This is a genomic window from Bacillus sp. KS1 (genome assembly GCF_020075515.1).
GTDB lineage: Bacteria > Bacillota > Bacilli > Bacillales > Bacillaceae > Bacillus > Bacillus velezensis.
The window spans coordinates 84,569-110,804 of the sequence record NZ_JACAWW010000015.1; the positions used below are offsets into that span (position 1 = coordinate 84,569).

The 26,236-nt window shown below is 45.4% G+C and carries 28 protein-coding genes, 3 pseudogenes and 2 riboswitches; of the genes and pseudogenes, 23 read left to right on the forward strand and 8 right to left on the reverse strand.

Features of this window, described 5'->3' with window-relative positions:
• Positions 1 to 100: riboswitch (SAM riboswitch) on the forward strand.
• A gap of 81 nt (positions 101 to 181) precedes the next feature.
• The 5 genes from mtnW to HWY38_RS07940 all read left to right on the forward strand — a co-directional run bounded on the left by mtnW (position 182) and on the right by HWY38_RS07940 (position 3,776).
• The gene (gene mtnW, locus HWY38_RS07920) at positions 182 to 1,396 is read left to right on the forward strand and encodes a 2,3-diketo-5-methylthiopentyl-1-phosphate enolase (RefSeq protein ID WP_224181617.1); all 1,215 of its coding nucleotides are present in this window, start codon (positions 182 to 184) and stop codon (positions 1,394 to 1,396) included.
• Positions 1,393 to 2,097: a 2-hydroxy-3-keto-5-methylthiopentenyl-1-phosphate phosphatase gene (mtnX, locus tag HWY38_RS07925; protein WP_224181618.1), complete on the forward strand. Its 705-nt coding sequence runs from the start codon at positions 1,393 to 1,395 to the stop codon at positions 2,095 to 2,097. Before mtnW ends, mtnX begins: the two co-directional genes overlap by 4 nt.
• Positions 2,055 to 2,684, forward strand: a complete 630-nt coding sequence (locus tag HWY38_RS07930) for a methylthioribulose 1-phosphate dehydratase (RefSeq protein WP_224181619.1) — start codon at positions 2,055 to 2,057, stop codon at positions 2,682 to 2,684. The genes mtnX and HWY38_RS07930 overlap by 43 nt, the downstream gene beginning before the upstream one ends.
• 15 nt (positions 2,685 to 2,699) lie before the next feature.
• Positions 2,700 to 3,236: a 1,2-dihydroxy-3-keto-5-methylthiopentene dioxygenase gene (locus HWY38_RS07935; RefSeq protein WP_032874705.1), complete on the forward strand. Its 537-nt coding sequence runs from the start codon at positions 2,700 to 2,702 to the stop codon at positions 3,234 to 3,236.
• A 279-nt stretch (positions 3,237 to 3,515) separates the two neighbouring features.
• Positions 3,516 to 3,776, forward strand: a complete 261-nt coding sequence (locus tag HWY38_RS07940) for an aspartyl-phosphate phosphatase Spo0E family protein (protein ID WP_003154690.1) — start codon at positions 3,516 to 3,518, stop codon at positions 3,774 to 3,776.
• 210 nt (positions 3,777 to 3,986) lie between these two features.
• Here the strand turns inward: HWY38_RS07940 and HWY38_RS07945 are convergent, their stop codons facing one another.
• Positions 3,987 to 5,504, reverse strand: a complete 1,518-nt coding sequence (locus HWY38_RS07945; RefSeq protein WP_046559543.1) for an ATP-binding protein — start codon at positions 5,502 to 5,504, stop codon at positions 3,987 to 3,989.
• A 198-nt stretch (positions 5,505 to 5,702) separates the two neighbouring features.
• Here HWY38_RS07945 and HWY38_RS07950 point away from each other — a divergent pair, with 198 nt between their 5' ends.
• On the forward strand, positions 5,703 to 6,149 hold the full coding sequence (locus HWY38_RS07950) for a MarR family winged helix-turn-helix transcriptional regulator (RefSeq protein ID WP_003154686.1): 447 nt from the start codon (positions 5,703 to 5,705) through the stop codon (positions 6,147 to 6,149).
• A 35-nt stretch (positions 6,150 to 6,184) separates the two neighbouring features.
• On the opposite strand, the gene motB is transcribed toward HWY38_RS07950, so the two are convergent.
• The 3 genes from motB to clpE all read right to left on the reverse strand — a co-directional run bounded on the left by motB (position 6,185) and on the right by clpE (position 10,023).
• Positions 6,185 to 6,970, reverse strand: a complete 786-nt coding sequence (gene motB, locus HWY38_RS07955; protein ID WP_003154685.1) for a flagellar motor protein MotB — start codon at positions 6,968 to 6,970, stop codon at positions 6,185 to 6,187.
• Positions 6,942 to 7,757 carry a flagellar motor stator protein MotA gene (gene motA / locus HWY38_RS07960; protein WP_007610974.1) on the reverse strand — a complete coding sequence of 272 codons (816 nt, stop codon included), beginning with the start codon at positions 7,755 to 7,757 and terminating at the stop codon, positions 6,942 to 6,944. Before motA ends, motB begins: the two co-directional genes overlap by 29 nt.
• A 169-nt stretch (positions 7,758 to 7,926) precedes the next feature.
• The gene (gene clpE / locus HWY38_RS07965; RefSeq protein WP_224181620.1) at positions 7,927 to 10,023 is read right to left on the reverse strand and encodes an ATP-dependent protease ATP-binding subunit ClpE; all 2,097 of its coding nucleotides are present in this window, start codon (positions 10,021 to 10,023) and stop codon (positions 7,927 to 7,929) included.
• A 401-nt stretch (positions 10,024 to 10,424) separates the two neighbouring features.
• Between clpE and HWY38_RS07970 the strand changes: the two genes are divergently transcribed.
• The 6 genes from HWY38_RS07970 to queF all read left to right on the forward strand — a co-directional run bounded on the left by HWY38_RS07970 (position 10,425) and on the right by queF (position 15,267).
• Positions 10,425 to 11,462: a hypothetical protein gene (locus HWY38_RS07970; protein ID WP_082997927.1), complete on the forward strand. Its 1,038-nt coding sequence runs from the start codon at positions 10,425 to 10,427 to the stop codon at positions 11,460 to 11,462.
• A gap of 97 nt (positions 11,463 to 11,559) precedes the next feature.
• Positions 11,560 to 12,681 (forward strand): hypothetical protein, encoded by a 1,122-nt coding sequence (locus HWY38_RS07975; protein ID WP_224181621.1) that lies wholly within the window; start codon positions 11,560 to 11,562, stop codon positions 12,679 to 12,681.
• A gap of 108 nt (positions 12,682 to 12,789) precedes the next feature.
• Positions 12,790 to 12,834, forward strand: a riboswitch (PreQ1 riboswitch).
• 96 nt (positions 12,835 to 12,930) lie between these two features.
• Positions 12,931 to 13,590: a 7-cyano-7-deazaguanine synthase QueC gene (gene queC, locus HWY38_RS07980; RefSeq protein ID WP_224181622.1), complete on the forward strand. Its 660-nt coding sequence runs from the start codon at positions 12,931 to 12,933 to the stop codon at positions 13,588 to 13,590.
• Entirely contained in the window at positions 13,591 to 14,031 is a 441-nt protein-coding gene (gene queD / locus HWY38_RS07985) for a 6-carboxytetrahydropterin synthase QueD (RefSeq protein ID WP_007611020.1), read from the forward strand.
• Complete coding sequence (queE, locus tag HWY38_RS07990; protein ID WP_003154676.1) at positions 14,024 to 14,755, forward strand: 7-carboxy-7-deazaguanine synthase QueE; 732 nt, start codon at positions 14,024 to 14,026, stop codon at positions 14,753 to 14,755. The genes queD and queE overlap by 8 nt, the downstream gene beginning before the upstream one ends.
• 17 nt (positions 14,756 to 14,772) lie before the next feature.
• Positions 14,773 to 15,267: a preQ(1) synthase gene (queF, locus tag HWY38_RS07995; protein ID WP_224181623.1), complete on the forward strand. Its 495-nt coding sequence runs from the start codon at positions 14,773 to 14,775 to the stop codon at positions 15,265 to 15,267.
• A gap of 248 nt (positions 15,268 to 15,515) precedes the next feature.
• On the opposite strand, the gene HWY38_RS08000 is transcribed toward queF, so the two are convergent.
• Positions 15,516 to 15,770: a hypothetical protein gene (locus HWY38_RS08000; RefSeq protein ID WP_224181624.1), complete on the reverse strand. Its 255-nt coding sequence runs from the start codon at positions 15,768 to 15,770 to the stop codon at positions 15,516 to 15,518.
• Positions 15,754 to 16,095 carry a winged helix-turn-helix transcriptional regulator gene (locus HWY38_RS08005; RefSeq protein ID WP_007611023.1) on the reverse strand — a complete coding sequence of 114 codons (342 nt, stop codon included), beginning with the start codon at positions 16,093 to 16,095 and terminating at the stop codon, positions 15,754 to 15,756. The genes HWY38_RS08000 and HWY38_RS08005 overlap by 17 nt, the downstream gene beginning before the upstream one ends.
• Before the next feature lie 168 nt (positions 16,096 to 16,263).
• Here HWY38_RS08005 and HWY38_RS08010 point away from each other — a divergent pair, with 168 nt between their 5' ends.
• A complete protein-coding gene (locus HWY38_RS08010; RefSeq protein WP_224181625.1) occupies positions 16,264 to 17,010 on the forward strand; it encodes an SDR family NAD(P)-dependent oxidoreductase in 747 nt (248 codons plus the stop codon).
• Between the two features lie 136 nt (positions 17,011 to 17,146).
• Positions 17,147 to 17,359 (forward strand): annotated as a pseudogene (locus tag HWY38_RS08015) (NADPH-dependent 7-cyano-7-deazaguanine reductase QueF); the annotation flags it as partial.
• 233 nt (positions 17,360 to 17,592) lie between these two features.
• Here HWY38_RS08015 and HWY38_RS08020 read toward each other — a convergent pair.
• A pseudogene (locus tag HWY38_RS08020) lies at positions 17,593 to 17,802 on the reverse strand (helix-turn-helix domain-containing protein).
• Positions 17,803 to 18,090: 288 nt separating this feature from the next.
• Between HWY38_RS08020 and HWY38_RS08025 the strand changes: the two are divergent.
• From HWY38_RS08025 to HWY38_RS08035, 3 genes and pseudogenes are all read left to right on the forward strand, one after another.
• Positions 18,091 to 18,570 (forward strand): GNAT family N-acetyltransferase, encoded by a 480-nt coding sequence (locus HWY38_RS08025; RefSeq protein ID WP_224181626.1) that lies wholly within the window; start codon positions 18,091 to 18,093, stop codon positions 18,568 to 18,570.
• A gap of 30 nt (positions 18,571 to 18,600) precedes the next feature.
• A pseudogene (locus HWY38_RS08030) lies at positions 18,601 to 18,711 on the forward strand (hypothetical protein); the annotation flags it as partial.
• Between the two features lie 313 nt (positions 18,712 to 19,024).
• Positions 19,025 to 19,300, forward strand: coding sequence for a DUF3219 family protein (locus HWY38_RS08035; RefSeq protein ID WP_045207255.1), 276 nt, complete (start codon positions 19,025 to 19,027; stop codon positions 19,298 to 19,300).
• 72 nt (positions 19,301 to 19,372) lie between these two features.
• On the opposite strand, the gene HWY38_RS08040 is transcribed toward HWY38_RS08035, so the two are convergent.
• Complete coding sequence (locus HWY38_RS08040; protein WP_003154669.1) at positions 19,373 to 19,558, reverse strand: YkvS family protein; 186 nt, start codon at positions 19,556 to 19,558, stop codon at positions 19,373 to 19,375.
• A gap of 163 nt (positions 19,559 to 19,721) precedes the next feature.
• Here HWY38_RS08040 and HWY38_RS08045 point away from each other — a divergent pair, with 163 nt between their 5' ends.
• From HWY38_RS08045 to HWY38_RS08070, 6 genes are all read left to right on the forward strand, one after another.
• Positions 19,722 to 19,916, forward strand: coding sequence for a hypothetical protein (locus HWY38_RS08045; RefSeq protein ID WP_029325879.1), 195 nt, complete (start codon positions 19,722 to 19,724; stop codon positions 19,914 to 19,916).
• Positions 19,917 to 20,190: 274 nt separating this feature from the next.
• Complete coding sequence (locus HWY38_RS08050) at positions 20,191 to 20,814, forward strand: cell wall hydrolase (RefSeq protein WP_007611030.1); 624 nt, start codon at positions 20,191 to 20,193, stop codon at positions 20,812 to 20,814.
• A 115-nt stretch (positions 20,815 to 20,929) separates the two neighbouring features.
• Positions 20,930 to 22,270: a polysaccharide biosynthesis protein gene (locus HWY38_RS08055; protein WP_007409593.1), complete on the forward strand. Its 1,341-nt coding sequence runs from the start codon at positions 20,930 to 20,932 to the stop codon at positions 22,268 to 22,270.
• A gap of 62 nt (positions 22,271 to 22,332) precedes the next feature.
• Positions 22,333 to 22,827, forward strand: a complete 495-nt coding sequence (gene stoA, locus HWY38_RS08060) for an endospore biogenesis thiol-disulfide oxidoreductase StoA (protein ID WP_317986214.1) — start codon at positions 22,333 to 22,335, stop codon at positions 22,825 to 22,827.
• Between the two features lie 242 nt (positions 22,828 to 23,069).
• Positions 23,070 to 24,983: a heavy metal translocating P-type ATPase gene (locus HWY38_RS08065; protein WP_224181627.1), complete on the forward strand. Its 1,914-nt coding sequence runs from the start codon at positions 23,070 to 23,072 to the stop codon at positions 24,981 to 24,983.
• 113 nt (positions 24,984 to 25,096) lie between these two features.
• Positions 25,097 to 26,191, forward strand: a complete 1,095-nt coding sequence (locus tag HWY38_RS08070) for a M24 family metallopeptidase (protein WP_007611047.1) — start codon at positions 25,097 to 25,099, stop codon at positions 26,189 to 26,191.
• Positions 26,192 to 26,236 lie beyond the last annotated feature (45 nt).

The window sequence follows — 26,236 nt, forward strand, 5'->3', positions numbered from 1 at the left end:
TTCTTATCAAGAGCAGGCAGAGGGACGAGCCCGATGAAGCCCGGCAACCGACTGATAAAGCACGGTGCTAATTCTTGCAGCAGGAGCTGAGAGATAAGATTCGGACATAACACGAAGCCTCTTTCTGCTCATACGGAAGAGGTTTTTTTATGTTTTGCGAAAGAAAGAGAGGCGTTCACGCATGAGCGAAGTATTGGCAACATATCTTCTGACAGACACAACGGACAGTGAAAAGCGGGCGGAACAGATTGCGGCGGGGCTGACGGTAGGCTCCTGGACTGACCTGCCCCTGGTGAAGCAGAAACAGCTCAGAAAACATAAAGGGCGGGTCGTAAAAGTTGAGGAGAAAGAAGGAACCTCAGAAAACGAAACACAATCCGTCATCACCATCGCCTATCCCGAGGCGAACTTTTCAAGAGATATTCCGGCCGTCCTGACGACGGTATTCGGAAAGCTGTCACTGGACGGAAAAATAAAATTGACTGATCTTGAATTTTCCGAAGGGTTTAAACGCTCCCTTCCCGGGCCGAAATTCGGTATATACGGCATCCGCAAACTGCTGGGCGAATTTGAAAGACCGCTTCTGATGAGCATATTTAAAGGCGTGATCGGACGGGATCTCGCCGACATTAAAGAACAGCTCAGACAGCAGGCGCTCGGCGGCGTGGATCTTATTAAAGATGACGAAATTTTCTTTGAAAATGAACTGGCTCCGTTTGAAACCCGCATTATCGAAGGAAAACAAGTCCTGAAGGAAACCCGGGAGGAGACGGGGCATAAAACGCTGTATGCCGTAAACCTTACGGGAAGGACCGCTGAATTGCGGGATAAAGCGAGGCGCGCGGCAGAACTCGGGGCGGACGCGCTTTTATTGAATGTGTTCGCTTACGGTTTAGATGTGATGCAGAGCCTTGCTGAAGATAGGGAAATCCCCCTTCCGATCATGGCGCATCCGGCAGTCAGCGGCGCGTTCACATCATCTCCCGTTTACGGCTTGTCGCATGCGCTTTTGCTCGGCAAGCTGAACCGCTATTGCGGCGCTGATTTCAGTTTATTTCCGTCACCTTACGGATCCGTTGCTCTTCCGAAGGAGTCCGCACTTGCAATCCATGATGAATGTGTAAAAGACGATGTCTTTCATCCGTCGTTTGCCGTCCCGTCAGCAGGCATTCACCCCGGTATGGTGCCATTATTGATGCGCGATTTCGGCATCGATCACATCATCAATGCCGGCGGAGGCATTCACGGCCATCCGAAAGGAGTCGAGGGCGGCGGAAAAGCGTTCCGCGCCGTCATTGATGCGGTGCTTGAAGCACAGCCGATTGAAGAAAAAGCCGCGTCGTGCAAAGATCTTCAGCTCGCATTAGACAAATGGGGAAGGGTGGAAGCCGTATGACCCGCACACCGCTGATTATTTGTGATTTCGACGGAACGGTCACCATGAACGACAACATTGTCAGCATGATGAAAGAATTCGCGCCTCCTGAGTGGCTTGAAATAAAAGACGGTGTTCTGTCTAAAAGCATATCAATCCAAGAAGGAGTCGGACGGATGTTCGGACTGCTGCCGAGCAGCTTAAAAGAAGAACTGACCGGCTTTATCCTGAAGGATGCGAAAATACGGGACGGCTTTTTGGATTTTGTCTCGTTTGTCCGGTCAAACGGCCTCCCGTTTTATATCGTAAGCGGGGGAATGGACTTTTTTGTGCATCCGCTTTTGGAAGGGATCGTAGAAAAGGAGCGGATTTTCTGCAATCATGCATCCTTTGACAATGAATATATTCATATAGACTGGCCGCACGCCTGTGACGGAGACTGTACCAATCGATGCGGCTGCTGCAAACCGTCAGTCATCCGGAAGCTATCCGATCAGCAGAAATTTCTCGTTATGATCGGTGATTCGGTCACGGATGTCGAGGCTGCAAAGCTATCCGATATGTGTTTTGCGAGAGATTATCTTTTGAATGAATGCAAAGAACTCGGCCTCCGGCATCTGCCTTTTCAAGATTTTTATGAGGTAAAAATAGGCATTGAAAACATCGGGGAGGTGCAGGCATGGCTGCAAAAGAAGAACGCTGGCGCGAACTTGCCGAGGTAAAACGCGAGCTGGCCGAAAGAGACTGGTTCCCGGCAACGAGCGGAAATCTTTCCATCAAAGTATCCGACGGGCCGCTGACTTTTCTCGTTACGGCGAGCGGAAAAGACAAACGAAAAGAAACAGACGAAGATTTTCTCTTAATCGATGAGTACGGGAAGCCCGCTGAGACCGGCCATTCTTTAAAACCCTCAGCGGAAACGCTTCTCCATACTTACTTATACCAAAAGACAGACGCCGGCTGCTGTCTGCATGTCCATACCGTCAATAATAATGTCATCTCAGAGCTTTACGGGGATGAAAAACAAATCACTTTTCAGGGGCAGGAGATGATTAAGGCGCTCGGATTATGGGAGGAAAACGCGTCCGTGACCGTTCCGATCATTGACAATCCGGCGCACATCCCGGCATTGGCCGAAAACTTCGCGCACCATGCGGACGCCGGCGCAGGCGCGGTGTTAATCCGCAATCACGGCATTACGGCATGGGGGCGGACCGCATTTGAAGCGAAAAGGGTGCTGGAAGCCTATGAATTTTTATTCAGCTGTCACCTCAAGCTTCTGTCACTTCGTCCGCAGCTGGTAAAATAAAAGGAGGAATAGAAAATGGCGACCATCAGAATTCATGACGAAAAGAATACGCTCATTGAAAAACAGGAAGAAGTAGCGCGCTTCTTAGACGAACAAGAGGTGATCTATGAGCAGTGGAACATTGAAAAACTTCCGTCTGGGCTTTCGGAAAAATTCGATCTAACCGAAGATGAAAAAGAACGGATTCTCGCGGCGTTTGACACGGAGATTCAGGACATTTCAGCCCGGCGCGGATATCAGTCTCAGGATGTCATTTCTTTATCAGATACCACGCCGAATCTTGATGAATTATTAAAAAATTTCCAAAGAGAACATCACCACACGGATGATGAAGTCCGCTTTATCGTCAGCGGACACGGCATCTTCGTCATTCAAGGCAAAGACGGCACATTTTTCGACGTTCGTTTAAATCCGGGAGATTTGATTTCAGTTCCGGAGAACATCCGCCACTACTTTACGCTTCAGGAAGACCGCCGGGTCGTCGCAATCCGAATCTTCGTGACGACTGAGGGCTGGGTGCCGATTTACGAGAATGAAAGTGTGCAAAACTGATAGACGCCCGAACCTCTCATGCCCCCGCCGGCATGAGAGGTTTTTTATTGTAATGTAAAGTCAGCTGTGGCTGTTTTTTAAATCTTGAATATGCCGCATTCTGTTTATATCATTACCCGAATGGGTATTATTCTCGTATTCATGCAAAGATTCCAATACGAAATGAAAAAATAAGTTATTTAGTAAAAAAATGTTTACAAATAAAGTATAATCTGTAATAATGCTCAATAACCCAATCAAACTTGTTTCCTATTCTTTTAGCGGTGAGGGGTGAAGTGAATGGGCAGTTATTCTGAACAAGAAAAATTGCTTGTATCTATTGATAAAAAAAGAAAAATGATGATAGATGCGGCTAACAGGCAAGGGTTTACAGGATATGACACGATCAGGCACAGCCAGGAACTGGACTGTCTGATGAACGCGTATCAGCAGCTGGTAAACCGTGATCGCACACATCACCAAGGAATACAGGGCCTTGTGAAGAAAATAGGCTTGTTCTCCCGCGGTGACGTCATGCCTGCATATGAAGCAAACAAATGATTGATGATAAAACAGATAACGAAGACTGAATGCGCTTCCTGATCAAGCGCCGCATCCGAAAGATGACCGCGTACTGTCAGCACATTTTTCCGCTGGCACGGCTCACGAAGCGCCTCGTACTATCTGCCGGCCATGATACCGTTCCTCTGGTATATCCTCTTACACATATTCTTCTTTAAATGAAAAACACCCCGATCCAGGGTGTTTTTTTCATCGAGAAGCGGCAGGGAGGGTAATGGTGACCTCTGTGCCCTTATCGACTTCGCTTTGAATGTCAATTGAACCGCCGTACATCAGCATGATTCGTTTACATACGACAAGGCCGAGGCCGGTGCCTTTTTCCTTTGACGTTACAAACGGAAGAAAAATGTGTTCAAGCATATCTTCAGAAATGCCCATTCCGTTGTCGGCCACCTTAATGACTGCTTTATGATCGCGGGCTTCTAAATAGATGGACAGCCGGCCGCCTTCCTGCATGGATTCCAAAGCGTTTTTCGCGACATTTAAAATCACCTGTTTAATATGGTCTTTCGTGCAGTTGACCTTGAGCGGCCGATTGACGAGAATCTCCACGTTCACTTCCACATTATACAGATTCCCTTCAGAATAAATAATCGGCATAATCTCATCAAGAATATCCTGCAGCGAGTTCACTTCCAACCGTTCAGCAGTGGGTTTTCCAAGCACTAAAAACTCACTGACAATCTGATTGATCCGTTTAATCTCCTGCTCAATAATTGAGAAATACAGCTGATCTTCCTCCGATTTGTATTTTTTCTGCAAAAGCTGAATGAAGCCGCTGATCCCTGTAAGCGGGTTGCGGATTTCATGGGCGGTGCTGGCGGCAAGCGTTCCGATCAGCTCCAATTTCTGCGCTTCATTTTGAGCGCGCTCCAGCTGGGTCTTGCGCTTAAGCAGATAATATTGAACGAGAATGAACAGAATATTCAGCAGCACGGCAATACTGGACATCGGCAGCAGCACGCTTTTGGTCAGCTCATTCAGCTCAACCGGTTTCGGATAAACATTGATATTCCAATTAATATCATCCAGATAGCCGCTGACCGGTTTCACACCTTCTGATTGATCAGCCCGTCCGCTGGCAAATATCACTTTATTCTGATTGGTTGCCTTGACATAAACGTCAGGGCTCAGCATATTGATCATATTTCTCAAATAATCGACTTGTATGGCGGCTACTAAATAATCCGTGACTTCCCGTTTTGCGTCTAACACCGGCACGCAGATCGTGAAGATGCGCTGGCCTGTAATTCTGCTGGAGTAGTCATTTGTGATGACCGTTTTTTTCGTCTTTTTCGCCTTCGTAAAATACGGTCTGTCGGCCAAATTCACCTTTGATTTCAGATCAGTCGTGCTTGCGATGACATCACCTTTGGAATTCAGCATATACAGTCCGCTGAATCTGGGTTCATCCTCAAAAGCCTGATCGAGAATGTCAATGATCTTTTCTTCATTGACAGGCTTATCGACAGCGATCGCAAGTGTTGTCATCCGGGCTTTTGTTTCACCGATTAAATAATTGAGCTTATTGCGGTGAAGGTTGAGCATCATACTGGCTTCCTGTATGTGTTTATCGGCTATTTTCTGCTTTTCTTTTTCATAAATGAAAAAGCTGATAATAAGTGCCGGGATGATCACCAATATGAGATAAAGCTTGATCTTTCCCCGGGCACCTTTAAATGTATTCACTCTGCATCGCTCCAACATTACACTTGAATAGAGGTATTATATCATCTTTATACTTCTTTAATAAGAAAAAATAACCAAAATGATAGAAAAACAAATTATTTTATTAAGGTCAGACAAAAAGAAGAGAAATTTTGGAAACATTTTTGTTGACATTTTTCATTTTGTTTATTAATGTTTCTCTGTAACGGTTTCTTTTGTAAAAGGATGATTGAATGTATGACGGATAAAACAGAAAACTCATTGAAATTATTTATTGTACTGTCACGTGCGTACCGATCTATTAACGACCATATGAATAAACATATTCATAAGCACGGTCTGAACCCGACGGAATTTGCGGTGCTTGAGCTGCTGTACCACAAAGGCAACCAGCCGCTTCAGCAGATCGGCGACAAAATTTTATTAGCGAGCGGAAGTATTACATACGTTGTTGACAAATTAGAGAAAAAAGAACTTCTCATCAGAAAAGCCTCGCCGACTGACAGAAGAGTGACTTTCGCGCAGATTTCTGAAAAGGGAATCCGTCTTTTGGACGATATTTTCCCTGATCATGCTGAAGAAATTAAGGAAATGATCAGTGTGCTGAGTGATGAAGAGATAGAAATGTGTACGGAAATGCTGAAAAGAGTGGGGTTAAACGCTAAACATTTTCATCAGAAATAAAAAAGGAAGCCATTTGAAAGGCTTCCTTTTTTATATTACTGATTTTGGTCAGTCGCGGCGTTTCTAGGCTGTATCAATACCTCGACGCGCCTGTTTTTGCTGCGACCTTCAGCGGTTTTGTTTGACACGGCCGGTTTATACTCTCCGAAACCTTTGGCGCTGAATACTTTTGCGTCAAGTTTCGGGTTTTCTGTCAGAATAGCCATGAAGTTGACGGCCCGCATGACGCTTAAATGCCAGTTAGATTGATATTGTGAGTTTTTAATCGGCACATTGTCCGTATGTCCGCTGATGATAATGTTCCTCGGCGGATTCAGAACAAGGAGATTCGAGATTTCCTTGGCAAGCGGAATATCTTCCTGACGGATATCCGCCCGTCCGGAATCAAAAAAGATACTGTCTTTAATCGTAATTAAGAGTCCTTCTTTAGTCAGCTTTGTTTCCAGCTGAGTTTCAAGCTTTTTATTTTTTATAAATTGATTGACTTGCTTTTGCACGCCTTCAAGTTCTTCGCGGTCGGCTGCTTCTCTTTCTTTCTTTTTCTGTTCTTTATCTTTTTCCTTGTCTTTTTTTAACTGATCAACGCCGTCTTTTTCGTTTTCAGGAGGGGTGACGCTTGAATATTCAAGAACACCCGTGCCTCCGGTAAACACGGCGTTAAATGATTTAGACAGCATTTGGAATTTCGCCGCATCGACCGAGCTCATGGCGAACAATACAATGAACAGAGCCAAAAGAAGGGTGAGCAAATCCGCGTACGGGATCAGCCAAGACTCATCCACATGCTCGTCATCATGCTTCTTCTTCTTTTTTCTCGCCATTGTTTGTCTCTCCTTCTTGTTCAGCGACTTTTGCGCGTTCATTCGCAGGAAGATACATGAGAAGTTTTTGTTCGATCACTTTAGGGGCCTGTCCTTCAAGCACTGACAGAACGCCTTCGATCATGATTTCACGCAGTTTGACTTCCTGCTTTGATTTGCGTTTCAGTTTGTTGGCGAAGGGATGCCATAGTACATATCCTGTGAAAATCCCGAGAAGGGTGGCGACAAACGCCGCACTGATGGCATGTCCGAGCGCCTCGGTATTGTTCATGTTGGAAAGAGCGGCGATAAGGCCGATGACCGCACCCAAAACGCCGAGTGTCGGCGCATATGTGCCGGCTTGTGTAAAGATGGCTGCGCCGGCCTGGTGTCTGTCTTCCATCGCTTCAACTTCCTCAGTCATAATATCTCTGATAAATTCTGCGCTTTGTCCGTCAACCGCCATGCTCAGGCCGTTTTTCAAAAATGCGTCATCCACGTCTTCAATGCTTGCTTCCAATGCGAGCAGACCTTCACGTCTGGCGATTTGCGCCCATTGAGAGAACATAGGAATTAATTGCGCAATTGTCAGCTGTTTGTTTTCTTTAAACAGCACTTTAAAAAGGGCAGGCACTTTTTTGATTTCTTTTCCGGGGAATGCGATGATCACCGCAGAAATCGTACCGAACAAAATAATCAGAATAGCTGCCGGGTTAGCGAGTGCGCTTAAGCTGACCCCTTTCAGCACCATGCCCACGCTTAAAGCAATCAAGGCGAGGATGATACCGATAATCGATGTTTTATCCATAGTTTTCACCAAATCCTTTATACTAGCTTTCTATGGTTAATATCGGTGGCAGTGCATGGAACTTTAGGGTGATTGAGAAATTGTTCCCGAATTCTTCACAGTTTCTCCCTTCCGGCATGGAGAAAGAAACAAAAAAGCGGCTCCCCGCGAGGAGGGAACCGCTTTTTTCTTATTGTGCCCGGACTTTGATGCCGTCCTCTTCCATTACGACATGGAAGGCTTTTATTTCGTTGTCATCCAATAAGAGATCTGTCATTTCGTCCTCGATCAATTCTTGGATGGTTCTTCTGAGCGGGCGTGCTCCGAAAGCTGGGTGGTAGCCGATTTCAGCGATTTTTTCTTTCGCATCATCGGTGACGTTCAGGCTGATGCCGCGCTCTTTTAATGTGTCTTCAAGCTCTGTGAGAAGCAGGCTGACGATTTTCACGAGATGTTCTTTTTTCAGGGATTGGAATTCAATAATGCTGTCAAACCGGTTTAAAAACTCCGGTTTGAAGAACGCGCTCAGTGAATCAATCAGCGTTTGTTCTTCCAGGACGCTCTCTTCAGATTGGAATCCCACTTTCACCTGTTTTTCGCCGGTTCCAGCGTTGCTTGTCATAATCAAAACGGTATCTTTGAAGCTGACCGTTCTGCCCTGGCTGTCTGTCAGACGGCCGTCCTCCATAATCTGCAGAAACATATGCTGGACATCAGGGTGGGCTTTTTCAATCTCATCGAGCAGCACGATGCTGTACGGATTGCGGCGCACTTTTTCCGTTAATTGCCCGGCTTCATCGTGTCCGACATATCCCGGCGGTGAACCGATTATTTTTGATACGGCGTGTTTTTCCATGTATTCACTCATATCGAGACGGATAATGGAATCTTTTGTACCGAAGAGTTCATCTGCGAGTGTCTTTGATAACTCGGTTTTTCCGACTCCGGTCGGTCCGACAAAGAGGAAGGAGCCGACAGGTCTGTTTTTGGATTTTAAGCCGGCGCGGCTTCGTCTGACCGCTTTCGCCACTTTTTTCACGGCTTTTTCCTGACCGATGACGCGCTGATGAAGATGCTCTTCAAGTTCCTTCATTTTGACTTGTTCATCAGCCTGGAGTTTTCCGACCGGAATGCCTGTTTTCTGTTCAATGATGGCTTGAATATGCTCCGCCCCGATTTCAGGTGAAGAGGCCGGAGCTTCTTGCGCCAGCTGCTTTTCCAACGCCGCTTCTTCATCACGCAGTTTCGCGGCAAGCTCATAATTTTCTTCATGAAGCGCTTTTGTTTTCTCCGCGTCAATTGCTTTGAGTCTCTCAGCCGCATCTTCTTCATTTACGGTATCAAGCTCCAGGTTCGCCTTAGAGCCGGCTTCATCTAATAAGTCGATCGCTTTATCCGGCAGGTGGCGGTCCTGAATGTAACGGGATGAAAGCGTAACACAGGCGTTTATCGCTTCATTGCTGAATGTGACGCCGTGGTATTTCTCGTATTTATCTTTAATGCCTTCCAGAATGCTGATGGTTTGTTCTATTGTAGGCTCGTGAACCAAGACAGGCTGGAAGCGTCTTTCAAGCGCCGCATCTTTTTCAATCTGGCGGTACTCTTTCAGCGTTGTCGCCCCGATGACCTGCAGCTCGCCTCTGGCAAGCGCCGGTTTCAGGATGTTCCCGGCATCCATTGATCCCTCGGCAGAGCCGGCGCCTACAAGAAGGTGAATCTCATCAATGAACAAGATAACGTTTTTCCGTTCTTTTAATTCGTTCATTAATTGTTTCATTCTTTCTTCAAACTGGCCTCTGATCCCTGTATTGGCGACGAGAGAAGCGACGTCAAGCAGGTAAAGCTCTTTGTTTTTCAATTTGTTCGGCACATCGCCCTCAGCGATTTTAAGCGCGAGGCCTTCTGCAATAGCCGTTTTACCGACGCCCGGCTCACCGATCAGCACCGGATTGTTTTTATTCCGGCGGTTCAAAATTTCAATTACGCGCGCCACTTCATTATCGCGGCCGATCACAGGGTCAATCAGACCTGCTTTTGCGCCGTTTGTGACGTTTTGAGCGAGCTCGTCGAGCAGGCCTTTTTCAGGGCCGGCCTGCTGTTTATTTTGATTGGGAGCGAAACCTTGCTCAAACGGGAATCCGAATGATTGCGGCCCCATGCTCATAGACGGTTTTCGGGTTAATTCTGTATAACATGTTTCACATAAAACGAATTGTTTTTGAATGGAATTGACTTGCATGTTCAGGCGAATCGTCGCCTCGTTTTTCTGACAATGTTGACAACGCATTTGCCAAAACCTCCTCGGAAAATGTTTGATCATCTTTGACCAAATGAATTAGAAAATAAGGTCTTAACTTTGACCTTCTTTGATTAATAGTATACTCTGACCTTCTTTGACTTTCAAGCGTTTTGTTTCAAACCCTGAAAAATAAATGTTTACAGCATGATAAGTGATATTTGTGAGGTCTGATTATCTTTGACCAATATAGTCAGAAAGGAAATGAAATGCTTTGACCTTTCTTGATGAAGAGTATACGCCGGCCCTTTTTTTCTTTCAATATTTTTGCTTAGAGGAGAGAGCTGAATCTGTTTTCTCCGGGGAAGAGCGATTTGTTCGTCTTTTCAGGCAACTTGTCTCATAAGCATATATAAAGGCCTGGACAAATCTGCGCTTAGCCGGAGGGTGAAATGGGACAAACAAAAGGTTCTGCAAGTCAGCTTGCATTTGTATACGTAGGCACGGTTGTAGGAGCCGGTTTTGCCACGGGAAGGGAAATCGTTGAGTTTTTTCTGAAGTTTGGCTGGATCGGTCTGTTCGGTATCGTGGTAAGCGGTCTGATGTTTACATATTTAGGCGCCAAAATCATGATCATTTCCAAACGGATTCACGCAGCATCTTATCAGGAATTGAACACATATTTATTCGGCCAGTCCATCGGCCGCGCCGTAAACATGTTTATGATGTTTATATTGCTGGGAGTGACCTCTGTCATGCTGTCCGGAGCGGGAGCGCTGTTTCATGAACAGCTTGGCTGGCCCGCACAAGCGGGGATCCTTCTGACGATCGTACTGAGCTTTGCCGTCATGACAAGCGGCGTTAAAGGTGTGTTCGGCGTCAATATATTGGTTGTGCCGCTTTTGATTTCTTTCTCTTTTATCGTGACAGCTGATTCATTTGTATTTACAAGCACGAGAAACGCGGACGAATGGGTATGGCCTGACAAGTGGAATTGGCTTTTGTCCGCCGTCTCTTACGGCGCGTTAAATTTATCGCTCGCCCAAGCCGTCCTTGTGCCGCTTGCGAACGAAATGTCTTCAGAGAAGGTGATCAGAAGGGGGGCTTATATAGGCGGCGTTCTGTTGACACTGGTGCTTGCCGCGAGCTTTTTATCATTATCGGTGCTGCCGGATGTGCTGGAGTTTGACATTCCGATGGCTCAAGTTGTCTATTCGTATTCGCGTTCGCTTCATATCATTTATTTGTTTATTATTTTCGGGGAAGTGTTTACGTCGGTCATCGGCAATTTATACGGATTGGAAAAACAATTAAACAGTTTTCTTCATATAAGAAGTACATATATTTACGGCGGCATTTTGGCGTTTGCTTTCATTATCAGCCAAATCGGCTACGGACAGCTGATTTCCACCGTTTATCCGGTGTTTGGATATGTGAGCCTCGCTTTCATCGGCGCATTGATTTGCAAAAAAATCCCGAAAGAAAAATAAGGATATAAGGAAAACGTCTGTATTTTTTGGGAATTCCCCTTCTTTTTTCCTGGCATTTCTGTATAATGAATTGGGAAATGATGGGGAGGAGTAAGAGATGAAAGCTCGACGTGTATTATTGGGATTTATTTTTATTTGTATCGGCATTGCGTTTTTTTTACAGAAGGCGGGAGTTATACATATATCCGCAGGTTCGGCGTGGCCGTTTCTTTTCATTATAATGTCCGCAGGGTTTCACGCCGGATTTATTTTTGCGAAAAAAACGCCTGACCAGGCGGGACTGCTCGTTCCGGGCGGTATGTTTCTTGTGCTGGGCTGCCTCTTTTGTTTTGAGACCGCAACAGGATGGACGTATTCAGGCGTGACGTGGCCTGTTTATATATGGGTGCCTGCTCTCGGTCTGTTTGAGCTGTGGTATTTCGGCGGGAGGAAGTTAGGTGTATTGATTCCTGCTTTCATCCTGACAGCCGTGGGAGCACTATGCTTTGCCGGTATGCTGATGACGGGGCTGTGGCCGCTTTTGATCATCGCAGCCGCGCTTTTGTTTCACGTCGCTGCCTTTATGCAGCCGAAAAAAAGATCGGGCCTTCTTATTCCGGGCGGCATTTTGCTTGTGACGGGCGGGTTGTTATGGTTTGAAACGCTGACGGATTGGACATACGCAAATGTGACATCGCCTGTCTACCTCTTTGCCGTTGCGTTCGGCCTGTTTGAAGCCTGGCTGTTCGGCAGAAGGCAAAGAGGGCTTTTGACTGCTGCTGCGGTTCTGTGCGCCGCGGGCATTTTCGCCATATTCACCAATGTAAATGAAGTCATCAGCGAACGCGGCTGGCCCGCTCTCATTCTTTTGCTGGGCGCCGCTTTTCACATTCCGATTTTCGGCCCGAAACCTATCAAAAACGCGGGGCTTCTCGTACCGGGCGGCATCTTATTGATTACGGGGATCTTGTTTGTCTTTGAAACGGCAACCAATTGGTCCTACTCCGGTGTGACATGGCCTGTTTATCTGCTTGCAACGGCATTCGGTTTATTTGAGCTGTGGCTGTTCGGCGGGAAAGAGAAGGCGCTGCTCATCCCGGTTGCGGTGCTGACCTTGACAGCACTTTCTTTTATGATGACGAATCAGCCGATCATTCCGGTTTCTGTTTTCTGGCCTGCTTTATTTGTTCTGATCGGGATTGCGCTGATGGTATTTCCCGGGAAAAAACGCGGGGCTTAAACCCGATTTTGCAGCCTGACACAGGGTTCAGGCTGTTTTTTTATTGTCACGGGAAACAACATTATGGTATGATAGCAAAAGTGAAAAAAGAAGAAAATCCGTATTGATGCGGGAGAGGTTCTAGCTACACCCTCTATAAAAAACTAAGGACGAGCTGTATCCTTGGATACGGTTTTTTTATGTTTTTTAGGGCGCCTTCTCCGAAAAAGGCGCTTTTTTTATGGAATGATAGATAAGGGAGAGAAAGACATGAAAAAAGAAAAAGCAGTTGTGGTGTTCAGCGGAGGCCAAGACAGCACGACTTGTTTATTATGGGCTTTGCAAAACTTTGAAGAAGTGGAAACCGTTACATTCCATTATAATCAGCGTCACCAAGAAGAAATCGATGTGGCAAAATCGATTGCCGAAAAGCTCGGTGTCAAAAATCACTTGCTTGATATGTCTCTTTTAAATCAGCTCGCGCCGAATGCGCTGACAAGAGATGATATCGAAATTGAAGTGAAGGATGGGGAACTGCCGACAACCTTTGTACCGGGACGCAACCTTGTATTTTTATCCTTTGCATCGATTCTTGCATATCAAATCGGCGCGCGCCACATTATCACCGGTGTTTGCGAGACTGATTTCAGCGGCTACCCGGACTGCCGTGACGAGTTTGTCAAATCCTGCAACGTCACCGTCAACCTGGCGATGGAAAAGCCGTTCGTCATTCATACGCCGCTTATGTGGCTGAACAAAGCAGAAACGTGGAAACTTGCGGATGAGCTCGGCGCGCTTGATTTTGTAAAGAATAACACACTGACTTGCTATAACGGCATCATTGCAGACGGATGCGGCGAATGCCCGGCATGCCTGCTCCGCAATAAAGGATATGATGAATATATGAAAATGAAAGGAGAGCGGAACTAATTGCTTTCTCAAATTTACCCGCAGGTTCAGCATCCTTATTCGTTTGAGTTGAATAAGGATATGCACATTTCAGCCGCGCACTTTATTCCCCGCGAAAGCGCCGGAGCGTGCAGCAGAGTCCACGGGCACACGTATACAGTAAATATTACAGTTGCGGGGGATGAACTGGACGATTCAGGCTTTCTCGTGAATTTCAGCGTGCTGAAGAAATTGGTGCACGGCGCTTACGATCATACATTGCTGAATGACCATGACGAATTTTCTGAAGATGACAGATATTCACTGCCGACGACCGAGGTCGTGGCCAAAACGATTTACGATAAGGTGCAGTCCTACCTTGAAACACTGGAGAATCAGCCGGTCTGCGTGCAGATTTTTGTCAGGGAAACCCCGACAAGCTATTGCGTATACCGCCCGAAAAAAGGTGATAGGAATGGCTAAAGGAATTCCGGTATTAGAAATTTTCGGACCGACGATACAAGGGGAGGGCATGGTTATCGGCCAGAAAACCATGTTCGTCCGCACGGCGGGCTGCGACTACTCCTGCAGCTGGTGCGACTCCGCTTTTACATGGGACGGCTCAGCCAAAAAAGATATCCGCTGGATGACGGCGGAAGACATTTACCGCGAGCTGAGAGAAATCGGCGGAGACGCCTTTTCCCATGTCACCATCTCAGGAGGAAACCCGGCGCTGTTAAAGCAGCTTGACGCGCTGATTCTGCTGCTGAAAGAGCACGGGGTGCGCGCCGCTTTAGAAACGCAGGGAACGGTCTATCAGGATTGGTTTACAATGATTAACGACCTGACGATTTCACCGAAGCCGCCAAGTTCGGGGATGACAACCGATTTTGCAAAGCTCGATCACATTGTGTCTTCGCTTGATGCGGCAGAAAGGCTTAACGCGGTCAGCTTAAAGGTCGTCATTTTTAATGATGAAGATCTGCAATTCGCGAAAACCGTGCACAAGCGGTATCCGAATATCCCGTTTTATCTTCAGGTCGGAAACGATAACGTCCATACGACGGACGACCGGGCATTGATCGCACATCTGCTCGGAAAATACGAAACACTCGTTGATAAGGTTTCAGCCGATTCGGATCTGAATCTCGTCAGAGTCCTGCCTCAGCTGCATACATTGCTTTGGGGCAATAAACGGGGAGTTTAATAGAAAGGGAGATTTATATGACAAGAAAAGAATCAGAATTAGAAGGAGTTACGCTCCTGGGGAATCAAGGGACAAACTATTTATTTGAATATACGCCGGAGGTTTTGGAATCATTTCCGAATAAACACGTGAACCGTGATTATTTCGTTAAATTCAACTGCCCGGAATTTACGTCGCTTTGCCCCAAAACGGGACAGCCGGACTTTGCAACCATCTACATCAGCTATATTCCGGACGAAAAAATGGTGGAAAGCAAATCGCTGAAGCTGTATCTTTTCAGCTTCCGCAACCACGGAGATTTCCACGAGGACTGCATGAACATTATCATGAATGATTTGATCGAATTAATGGACCCCCGCTACATTGAAGTATGGGGCAAATTCACGCCAAGAGGCGGAATCTCCATTGACCCGTATACAAACTACGGCAGACCGGGAACAAAATATGAAAAAATGGCCGAACATCGGATGATGAATCATGATATGTATCCGGAGACGATTGATAATCGGTAATTATTCCGTTGTGTGATACGGAGTGTGAAACGAAGTGGAGTCACAGTAAAATCCGAACATTCAGTGCTGATTTTCAGCGGAATTGTGACCCGCACTAAGCTCAATAAAAGTGTGACCTGAGGTGCAACCTGAACTGTGACTTTTATGCAGTGAAAAATTGATAGTACAGAAGCAGATTAAGGCGTACAATTTGTACGTCTTTTCTTTTTTATCCGAAAGAAAAAATGCCTATCTAGAGATCATAGGCATTAAATATGATTATCAATATCTTCATTTATTTTTTGGCTAAGTTTCTGAACCTTCTCTTTAACATTTGAAACAGCTCTTTTTTGAATTTCATCAAAGTTCTCCTGAATATAGTCCATGACACTTCTTATTAGAACTTCACTTTCAAAATTGAATATCTCATTTATTTCTGACTGTTCTTCATCTGTTAGGTGATGGTATTGAAGTTGTTTAGCATTTACTTCAGCAGCTACATCAATCCTAACGTACAATTTCATATTCACCTTCTGCATACTCTTGCTCCGCATAATGGCTTCCCCATTGACAGAGCTCCTGCAAGATAGGTTTAAGAGATTCTCCAAGTTCAGTGGATGAATATTCAACCTTCGGCGGTACTTGATTATACATCTTTCTGCTCACAAGTCCACTGGCTTCAAGTTCTCTAAGTGTTTGAATCAGCATTTTCTGAGTTATATTTGGGATAATGCGCTTTAATTCACTCGTTCTCTTTGGCCCATTCATTAAAAAGTATAATACAAGGCCTTTCCATTTTCCGCCAATGACTTCCTTTGTCACTTCAAACCCACAGCTAAATTTTTTCATGTCTAAAGCTCTCCATTCCACATTTATTACTTTTTAGTTACTATATCACAAAAAAGTGGGTACTTCCGATAATGTGCTTACTGAAGGATACTATATCTTGTAAGTTGTTCTTCAAGTACTTAAAGGTACTAGACGTAAAATAAAATGAATTCTAAAGGAGTGTTAAGTATGGGTAAATTTGAAGGTAAAATAGCGCTTGTAACGGGTGGAACAAGTGGGATTGGTCTTGCTGCAGCACAAAAATTTGTAAACGAAGGTGCATATGTTTATATCACGGGACGTAGACAAAACGAACTTGATAAAGCTGTTAACCAAATTGGCAAGAATGTAACCGGTGTTCAAGGTGATATTTCTAAGCTTGAAGACTTAGACAAACTATATGACATGATAAAGCAGGAAAAAGGTAAGTTGGACATTCTTTTTGCTAATGCAGGCATCGGCAACTTCCTTCCATTAGGTGAAATTACTGAAGAGCAGGTTGATAGAACGTTCGACATTAACGTTAAAGGAACCATCTTTACTGTTCAAAAAGCGTTATCACTATTCCCGGACAAAGCAGGTTCTATTATTGTAACGGGCTCTACTGCTGGATCAATTGGCAACCCAGCGTTTAGTGTATATGGAGCATCTAAAGCAGCATTAAGAGCACTAGTTCGCAACTGGATTCTTGACCTAAAAGGTACTGAAATCCGTGTAAATGTGGTTAGTCCAGGAGCTATTCTTACACCTGCATACGATGAGCTTTTTGGCGATGCACTTGAAGGAGCAATGGAAAATGCCAGAAATACTGTTCCAGCTGGAAAAGTTGGGACACCTGAAGAAGTAGCAAACGCTGTATCTTTCCTTGCTTCAGACGAAAGCAGTTACTTGACGGGTGTTGAATTGTTCGTAGATGGCGGGCTAGCACAGGTATAATTTCACTGCGCAGAGATTACAAATAGTCCCCAAAAAAGGTTAAAATCAATCGTTTGGTAAGGTGTGAAATTGGTGTGACTTCATGATTAATGTCTAGAGCAAGTACTTATGGGACAAGACTTTGACCTGCCTTTTCTACCACGAGGACTGCATGAACATCATCATGAATGATTTGATCGAATTAATGGACCCCCGCTACATTGAAGTATGGGGCAAATTCACGCCAAGAGGCGGAATCTCGATTGACCCGTATACAAACTACGGCAGACCGGGAACAAAATATGAAAAAATGGCCGAACATCGGATGATAAATCATGATATGTATCCGGAGACGATTGACAACCGTTAATTTTCAGACGGAGTACGGTCTCGGAATATAACCTAAATACCCCCGGTTGTGGTCGGAAGTGTGAAACGGAGTGAGGTCACGGTAAAACCCGAACATTTAGCGTCAGTTTTAGACGGAAATGTGACCGAGTCACAATTTGGCGGCCCTCTTGTGACTACACCGTGACCGGAAATATACAAATGTGTGACCACGATCCCTGTCTTTTTAGGCGGGGATTTTTCAATACCTTCTATTTATTCAGCGTCCTCAATTTCGAATAGCTCATCGACTTCTACGTCGAGCGCTTTCGCAATCGAAAAAACGTGCTAGTCTTCGTGGCGACTATTCTTATCGAAGCGCGATATCGAACCTTGTGGCACACCAGATGCTTCCGAAAGTCTTACCTGCGTCCATCCTTTCGCCTTCATAACGGCGTTTAGGCGCGGCGTTGCATTTAGTTTCATTTTGACCACCTCTGCGACCATTATAAGTCTTTTTAAAAGAGCAAGTATAGTCTATTCAGTTTATTTCTAAGATTGCTTACGCTCAGGTATACAAAAATATATAAAATGCTATTCATCTAAATGGTGAAAACGAAAGCAATTGCAATAAGAGCAGTTGCTTTTTTTAGCCGGGCAGCATTCCTGTAATAAATAAAAATTTAATTTACGGAAGAAACATGGCAGTCAGCATAACAGAAAATTATAAAAAAGATATAATAGTTCTAGATAATATCAACTTGGAGGGGAAAAATGAATTTAGAAATACGATTAGCAAGTGCAGAAGAATATCAGATTGTGCATCAAATTATGTTAGAGGCATTTGAAGAATATAGATTTCTTGAAGTTCCCTCTAGTGCATTAAATGAACCGTTAGATCATCTATTAAATGCAATGAAACAAGGATTAGAAAAAGCATTGTTGTGCTTTGTAGATGGGGAACCAGTTGCTTCTTCTAGAATTACATTAAAAGATACCTCGATATATTTTTCAAGATTATCCGTTACATCACACGCAAGAGGAAAAGGGATAGCGAAAGCAATATTATTATGGATTGAGAATTATGCTATTGAAAATAAAAAAAAGAAAATAGAATGCCGTGTTCGTGCATCATTATCAAAAAATATAAGTTTGTACGAAAGAATGGGTTACATAGTTTATAAAGAAGAAACGGTTACCAACCCTAAGGGTTATGAAGTTAAAACAGTGGTAATGGAAAAAACTATACTTTAGAAACTAGGTGAACTTCTTGTAACAAATGAACCAAATTGGACAGCAGGACGATGTGATAACTGCGACTGTACGCTATTCAAAAGTTCGGTGAAGAATGGGAAGTTTCCTCGGGAGTGCCGGCGGTCTCGGAATATAACCTAAATACCCCCGCCTTTTAAGCGGGGGTATTTTTCGTCTGTGCCGCGCAGCCAAAAAGGTGCATGATATTTGCACAGAACTTCTATAAGGAAAAGAGAGATCATTTGGAGAAAAGAAAAAGACGAGTAAACCCGGGGGGAGTGTACTCGCCGCTTCAATACGTGACGGGTGCTGGATGGCAGCTCGTCTGTTTCATTATAAAATAGGGAACATACGTTTGTAAAGGCCTGCGCTGTTTTTTCTCATTCGGAGCGGATCAATTGTAAAGGAATGGTCAGCATGATAGCATGTCCTGTAAAAAGAAGGAGTGTTCGTTATGGAGCCGTTAGAGTTAAACGGTGTAAGGCTGAAAATGTATGATTGTAAAGAAAGTGCGGGCAAAAACGGCCGCATGATTTCATTTGTATTGAAGGTGACCTCTGAAACGTATCATGATATTGCCGTCCTTTTGTATGAAAAAACATTTGACATCAAGGCGCCTGAGCGCGGGCTTGAATTCCGCGGTGAAATAACCAACTACCATACATCCGTCACAAATCTTTACAATAAAGATCAGACCGGTGATTTTTTTGTAGAAATGACCGAGATCTGAATTCATTTGAAAAAGCTGCCGGACGGCAGCTTTTGTGCGGGATATGTAAATGGTTCGGATTGTTCGGGGGGTTTAATAGGAGTCTCTGATGATTTTATAATTCTTATGGTTGACGACAGTGAGGGAATCTAATTCAAGATCACGATAATTATCCATGATGGTTACATCAACGATGACGGAGTTTTCATTTACTTTTTCAACAATACCGGTTAATCCGTTTTTAAATTCAATGACGTTTCCAACCTTAGCAATTTTCACGAGCTTCCTCTCCTTTATCATAAATCCTGTTTGAAAATATTTTGCAGTATTTTCTTTAAGAAGTAAAGCGATATGGGTATCAGCCCGCTCAATCATTGTCCCGGCGGGGGAAAGATGGTATATTGATTTTCGGGAAAAAGCCGAGAAAAGGAGGCTGTGTTCGTTGCTGCCTGAGGAAATTTCAGAATCTATCAACCAAATGCGCACCGGTGAAATCAAAGAATTCAGGGTGCAGAAAGAACATTTTCTTGCATTTCGAGCAGTTTTATCGAAGCAGGAAGATTTTAAGCATTTCCGCGGTATTGCACAGCAGGGCGGAGATGTTATCTTCCAGTATTTAGAACAGCCAAGAAGCTGACGGCTCCTCGCACTTGAGGAGTCTTTTTTTTGGTTTCAGTTTCTCATTTCATCTGGCTGTAACAGATGTAAACAAAATGTAAAATCCCTCCGATGGATACTTTTACTGCTATTTGGTTAATGTTGTGAAAATGACGGCTGTTTTCCTGCCAATAACAAGGCCGTTAACGAACTTCTTCCATCATAAAAGCTGATTGGGAGCACTGGAAAATCTTTAACCGTGAATTTGCGCACAGCTCTTGTTAAGGTAGTGAAGTATTTAAGGAGGAAATCGTATGACGACAAAATTTGCTGCCTTGGCTGTCTTTTTTCTATGTTTTATGCCTGCATCAAAAATTGAACATACAGAAGCTCTGTTTACTTTTGCGAAGAAGCCAAAGCAAGAACCCAGCACACTGGTTGCTGATTTAAATAAAAAAAGCTCGGTTCCGAAGCTTTCAAAAACGGATCATAAGCATTCTATCCAACCGATAAAGCTGTCATCTCACCAAGAGAAGGAAGCCAAACCGGAGGAGACGGCTTATCAGCCGCCGAAAAAAACGTATTCCCGCGCTGACAGACAACTTCTGTCGCGTCTCGTTCACGCAGAAGCGAAGGGTGAGTCTTATAAAGGGAAGGTTGCGGTAGCCAGCGTAGTGCTGAACCGGACTGAAAAGAACGGCTTCCCGGATACCATTCGGGGCGTGATCTATCAAAGGAATGCATTTGAACCGGTAGCAAACGGAAGTATTAATCAAAAGCCGGATAAGGATTCCATCGCCGCCGCAAATGAGGCGCTTGACCATCCGGGCAGAGAAACGAACGCGTTGTTTTTCTACAATCCGAAAACGGCATCTGACCACTGGATTCGTTCCCGAAAAATTATCGAACGGATCGGCAGACACGTATTTGCGATGTAAGCATAGCGGGATCAAAAATATCCCGGCTATGCTTTTTTCAATTTTGAGAAATCGAAAATATTTTCAGAACTTGTCTCATATGATGATGGAAGAACGAGAGACAAGGAGAGACACCATGAATCGATTTGTGAAAGGGATCATTCTTTTATCCATCGCCGCCTTTTTCGCGGAATGTCTGGAATTTGTCGTGAATATGATACTGGCGCGGGAGCTTGGCGAGCATGGGATGGGACTTTACATGAGCATTCTGCCCACCATTTTTTTAATTATCGTCATCGCCAGTCTGGAGCTTCCGATCTCCATTTCAAAATTCATCGCGGAATCCAATCAGAAGCTGCATGAAAGCATGCTCCGGCATGCCTTCAGAATGACCGCCGTTTTTACCGCGTTTTCAACCGCGGCCGCAAGCATCGCGCTGCCGTTCATTCCTGTATTCGATACGTATCACCCGTTTATTAAAGGGATTGTCATCGGGCTGATTCCAGTCGTCGCTTTTACATCCATCGCCAGAGGTTATTTTATGGGTGTGCAGCAAATGGGAAAAATCGCGGTTGCGAATGTCATGAAAAAAATCATTCAAGTGCTTTGTCTGTTTATCTTTTTTCAATGGTACTCTTTTGAAATTGATATGGCCGTGCTCATTTCATTATTTGTGCTGGTCGCAAGCGATGTCGTGGTGTTCGTTTACTTGTATACGCAGTTTATTTTGGCGCGGAGGGCGCTTTCCGGCCATCAGCACATTCATCTTCGCGGGAAAGACGTGCGGAAACGCCTTCTGGCCGTGTCCATCCCGACAACGGGACTTCGTATATTTCATGCGGTGACAAACGCTATTGAACCCTTTTTAGTGAAAGGAGCGCTGCTGGCGTCCGGGGCAGCCGGGACAGCCGCGATTGATCAATACGGCATGCTTGCCGGTGTAGCGATGACAATCGGTTCGTTTCCCGCATTTATCGCCCATTCGCTGATGGTCGTCATGATTCCCAGCATTTCAGAAGCGTATGCGCTGTCCCAATATGATATTGTGCTGAAACGGCTCAGACAAGCGATTTTTATTACATTCGGCTACGGCATTCCGGCAGTCTGGGTCATGTTTCAGTTCGCGGGCCCGCTGACCCATTTGTTTTTTCAGTCTCCGGAAGCGCAGTATTATTTGCAGCTTTTGTGGCCGTTTTTTCTTTTTCATCTGTTTGTGATGCCGCTTCAGGCCTGTCTGATCGGTATCGGCCACGTGAAAACGGCGTTTTATCATAACGTATGGAGCAGCATTGTAGGGCTTTCGATGATGTATGTGCTCGGTTCTATGCCGGAATTGCAAATGCTCGGCATTATACTCGGCATGAATACCGGCATGATTCTTCTGACAAGTTTACATTACGCGACGATCTGCAAAGACCTCGGTGTCTCCGTGTTTTTGACGGGCGGCGGAAGAACAGCGCCCCGGATCGAAAGCTGAAAAGGCTGATACATTTCAATAAGGAAGGGTAAGCTATCCGAAACGCGTGAAAGGAAGATCATATGCATAAAAACCGCCTAATTGTATGTGCAGTCCTTTTGATAGCTGCCGCCGTCTGGATGCCTGAAGCAAAAGCCTCATCAGAAAAACAGGCAGTTCCTGCCGTGTTTCTGATGAAGACGATTGAAGGAGACGAGATATCGATTCCGAATAAAGGGCAGAAAACGATTTTGCATTTTTGGACATCGTGGTGTCCGCCGTGCAAAAAAGAACTGCCGCAGTTCCAAACGTTTTTTGAACAGCATCAGTCCGATGATGTAAGCCTTGTAACGGTAAATTTGATGAATGCCGAGCGAAACAAAAATACCGTTCAAAACTTTGTCAGTCAGCATCATCTCACTTTCCCGATTGTTCTTGACACGAAAGGCGAGCTTATGAAGGAATACGATGTCATGACGATTCCCACGTCATTTCTGCTGAATGAAAAAGGAGAAATCGAAAAAAAGATCGTCGGTCCGATGACCGCCTCACAATTAAAAGAATGGTCAGAGAAATAAAAAGGTGCGGGAGGAATTCCTCCCGCACCTTTTTTGCATATAATGAACAGCTGAAGAAACACTAATGATAATTATTATCAAAAAGAAATTAAAACAATTATAATTGAAATCTTCCGCCGGCATGCTATAATAAAGAAAACACTGCGATAACACTGTGAAAATGCTGCCTGTCAGGCGGCTGTTTTGCTTTTATCGGGGAATTGAAGATGATTTGCGTTCTCAATTAGAGAGGAGAATTCATAATGAATGAACAAGTGATGACACAAACCCATTCACAACAGCACATACAAGAAGAGCGGGCCGGAAAAAAGTGGCTCCAGCATGCAGAACTCATTGCGGCGCTCGTATCCGGCGTCCTTATTCTTGCGGCCTGGTTTTTTACCGAAACAAAAGGCCTGTCCGTCACTTTGTATATCCTTGCCTTCCTGATCGGGGGATTTGCAAAAGCGAAAGAGGGAATTGAGGATACCATTGAGACGAAGGCGTTAAATGTGGAACTGCTGATGATTTTTGCGGCTGTCGGCTCCGCCCTGATCGGTTATTGGGCTGAAGGCGCTGTTCTTATCTTTATTTTTTCGTTAAGCGGCGCGCTCGAAACATATACGATGAATAAAAGCAGTCGTGATTTAACCTCTTTAATGAAACTGGAACCGGAGGAAGCGACACTGCTTGCGGACGGACGGGAAAAGCGGGTGCCGGCTGCTGAACTTAAGATCGGTGACATGATCGTCATTAAGCCGGGCGAACGCGTAGCAGCAGACGGGATCATTGAGTCTGGCGTGACGAGCCTCGATGAATCGGCGCTTACGGGTGAAGCGATGCCGGCGGAAAAAACAGCCGGAGATTCTGTGTTTACAGGAACGGTAAACGGAAACGGCTCCTTAACGGTCCGTGTGACGAAAACAAATGAACAGTCTTTATTCAGAAAAATCATCCGGCTGGTGGAATCAGCCCAAAACAGCGTGTCACCGGCTCAGGCATTTATTGAACGATTCGAAAGTGTCTATGTAAAAGGCGTGCTGTTAGCCGTGGCTTTGCTTTTATTCATTCCTCATTTCGCTTTAGGCTGGAGCTGGAGTGAAACCTTTTACAGGGCGATGGTGTTTATGGTGGTCGCCTCCCCGTGCGCGCTTGTCGCTTCTATTATGCCCGCTGCGCTTTCCCTTATCTCAAATGGGGCCCGCAACGGATTATTGGTTAAAGGAAGTGTGTTTTTAGAGCAGCTGGGAAGCGTCCGGATGATCGCTTTTGACAAAACCGGCACGGTCACAAAGGGACAGCCCGCAGTCGCGGCATTTCAAGCTGCGGAACATGTGAATGAAGATGAGATCATGCAGGCGGTGTATACGATAGAAAAGCAATCAAGCCACCCGCTTGCAAAAGCGATAGCTGAATTTGCCGAAAGCCGGGGCGCCGCGCCCGCAGGACATCTATCGATTGACGAGACGTCCGGATTCGGTGTTCAGGCTGAAATAGAAGGCGTCAAATGGATGGTCGGAAAAGCGGGGTTTGCAGGTGAAGATGCGGCAGATGCTTTTTTGCAGACATCGGGAAAAGAATTAAAGGATAAAGGTTTTACACTGGTCTTTGTTAAAAAAGATGACCGGATTGCGGGCTGCTTTGCCTTAAAGGATCAAATCCGACCTGAAGCCAAAGCTGTAATGGCTGAGCTTGGATCACTGGGCATTCAAACAGCCATGCTCACCGGCGATCAGTCTGAAACTGCGGCTGCCATCGCAAAAGAGGCGGGCATGACGACGGTTGTTGCTGATTGTCTGCCGGACCAAAAGGCAAAAGAAGTGAAGAAGCTGAAAGAAACGTACGGCACAATCGCCATGGTGGGGGACGGCATTAATGACGCGCCCGCTCTGAAAACCGCTGACGTCGGTATCGCGATGGGCGGGGGAACGGACGTGGCCCTTGAAACGGCTGACTTAGTCCTTATGAAAAATGATCTTCACAAGCTTGTGAAAATGTGCAGACTCTCAAGGAAAATGAACCGGATTATTAAGCAGAATATTGTTTTCTCGCTCTCGGTCATCTGCCTTTTGATCTGCGCTAACTTTCTGCAGGTGATGGAACTGCCGTTTGGCGTGATCGGGCATGAGGGGAGCACGATTCTGGTCATATTGAACGGACTGAGATTATTAAAATAAACATGACAGCCGCACATCGGGCGGCTGTTTTTTTAATGTTCGTTCACAGCATAAACGCCGGAAAACTGATAGAATGAATAAAGAGTCACTTTGGTAAGGAGGAAAAGCAAAAAATGAACAGATTAGAACGTGTTTCATCTTGGCTGAAAAAAGAAGGACATGATGCGGCATTTATACATACAAAGGAAAACGTATTTTATTTAACTGATTTTTACACAGATCCGCATGAGCGGTTAATGGGATTGTTCCTGTTTCAGGAACAGGAGCCGTTTTTCGTTTGTCCGGGAATGGAAGCCGGACAAGCCCGAAGCGCCGGGTGGGAGCATGGTATTATCGGCTACGGCGATCACGAAGATCCGTGGGAGCTGATCAAAGCCGAGCTCACAAAACGAAATGTGCGGCTTGATTCCATCGCGGTTGAAAAGGATTCGATCTCTCTTTCCCGCTCAGAACAGCTCAAACAAGCTTCAGGGGGCGCGGCATTTGTTTCGGCAGAAGAAACGCTAAACCAATTCCGTCTCGTGAAAGATGAGAAGGAAATCAGCATTCTCAGGGAAGCGGCAAAACTCGCGGATTACGGAGTTGAAGTCGGTGTCGCGGCGCTTAAAGAGGGTGTGAGTGAAACGGAAGTACTCGCGCAGATTGAGTTTGAGCTGAAGAAAAAAGGTGTGCAGGGCATGTCATTTTCAACGATGGTGCTGTTCGGGGAAAAATCAGGCCAGCCCCATGGGAATCCGGGTGCAGACCGGTTGAAAAAAGGCGATTTCGTTCTGTTTGATCTGGGCGTTATTCTTGACGGCTACTGTTCAGACATTACGAGAACATTCGCATACCAATCAATCAGCCCGAAGCAGGAAGAGATTTACGAAACGGTGCTTAAAGCTGAACAGGCGGCGCTTCAATTAAGCAAACCAGGTGTCAGAATCGGCGATCTTGATTTAAAAGCCCGCGGCATTATTGAAAAAGCCGGATACGGAGACTATTTCCCGCACCGCCTCGGCCACGGACTCGGGATTTCGGTTCACGAATATCCATCAATGAGCAGCGCGAACGACACACTCCTCAAAGAAGGCATGGTCTACACGATAGAACCGGGGATTTACGTGCCGGATGTCGGCGGCGTGCGCATTGAAGACGATGTGTTCGTCACAAAAGACGGCGCCGAAGCACTAACGCAGTATCCGAAAGAATTAACGATTCTGAAATAGAAAGCTTTGTGATAAAAAAGGACGGTTCTGGAACGCAGCGTCCTT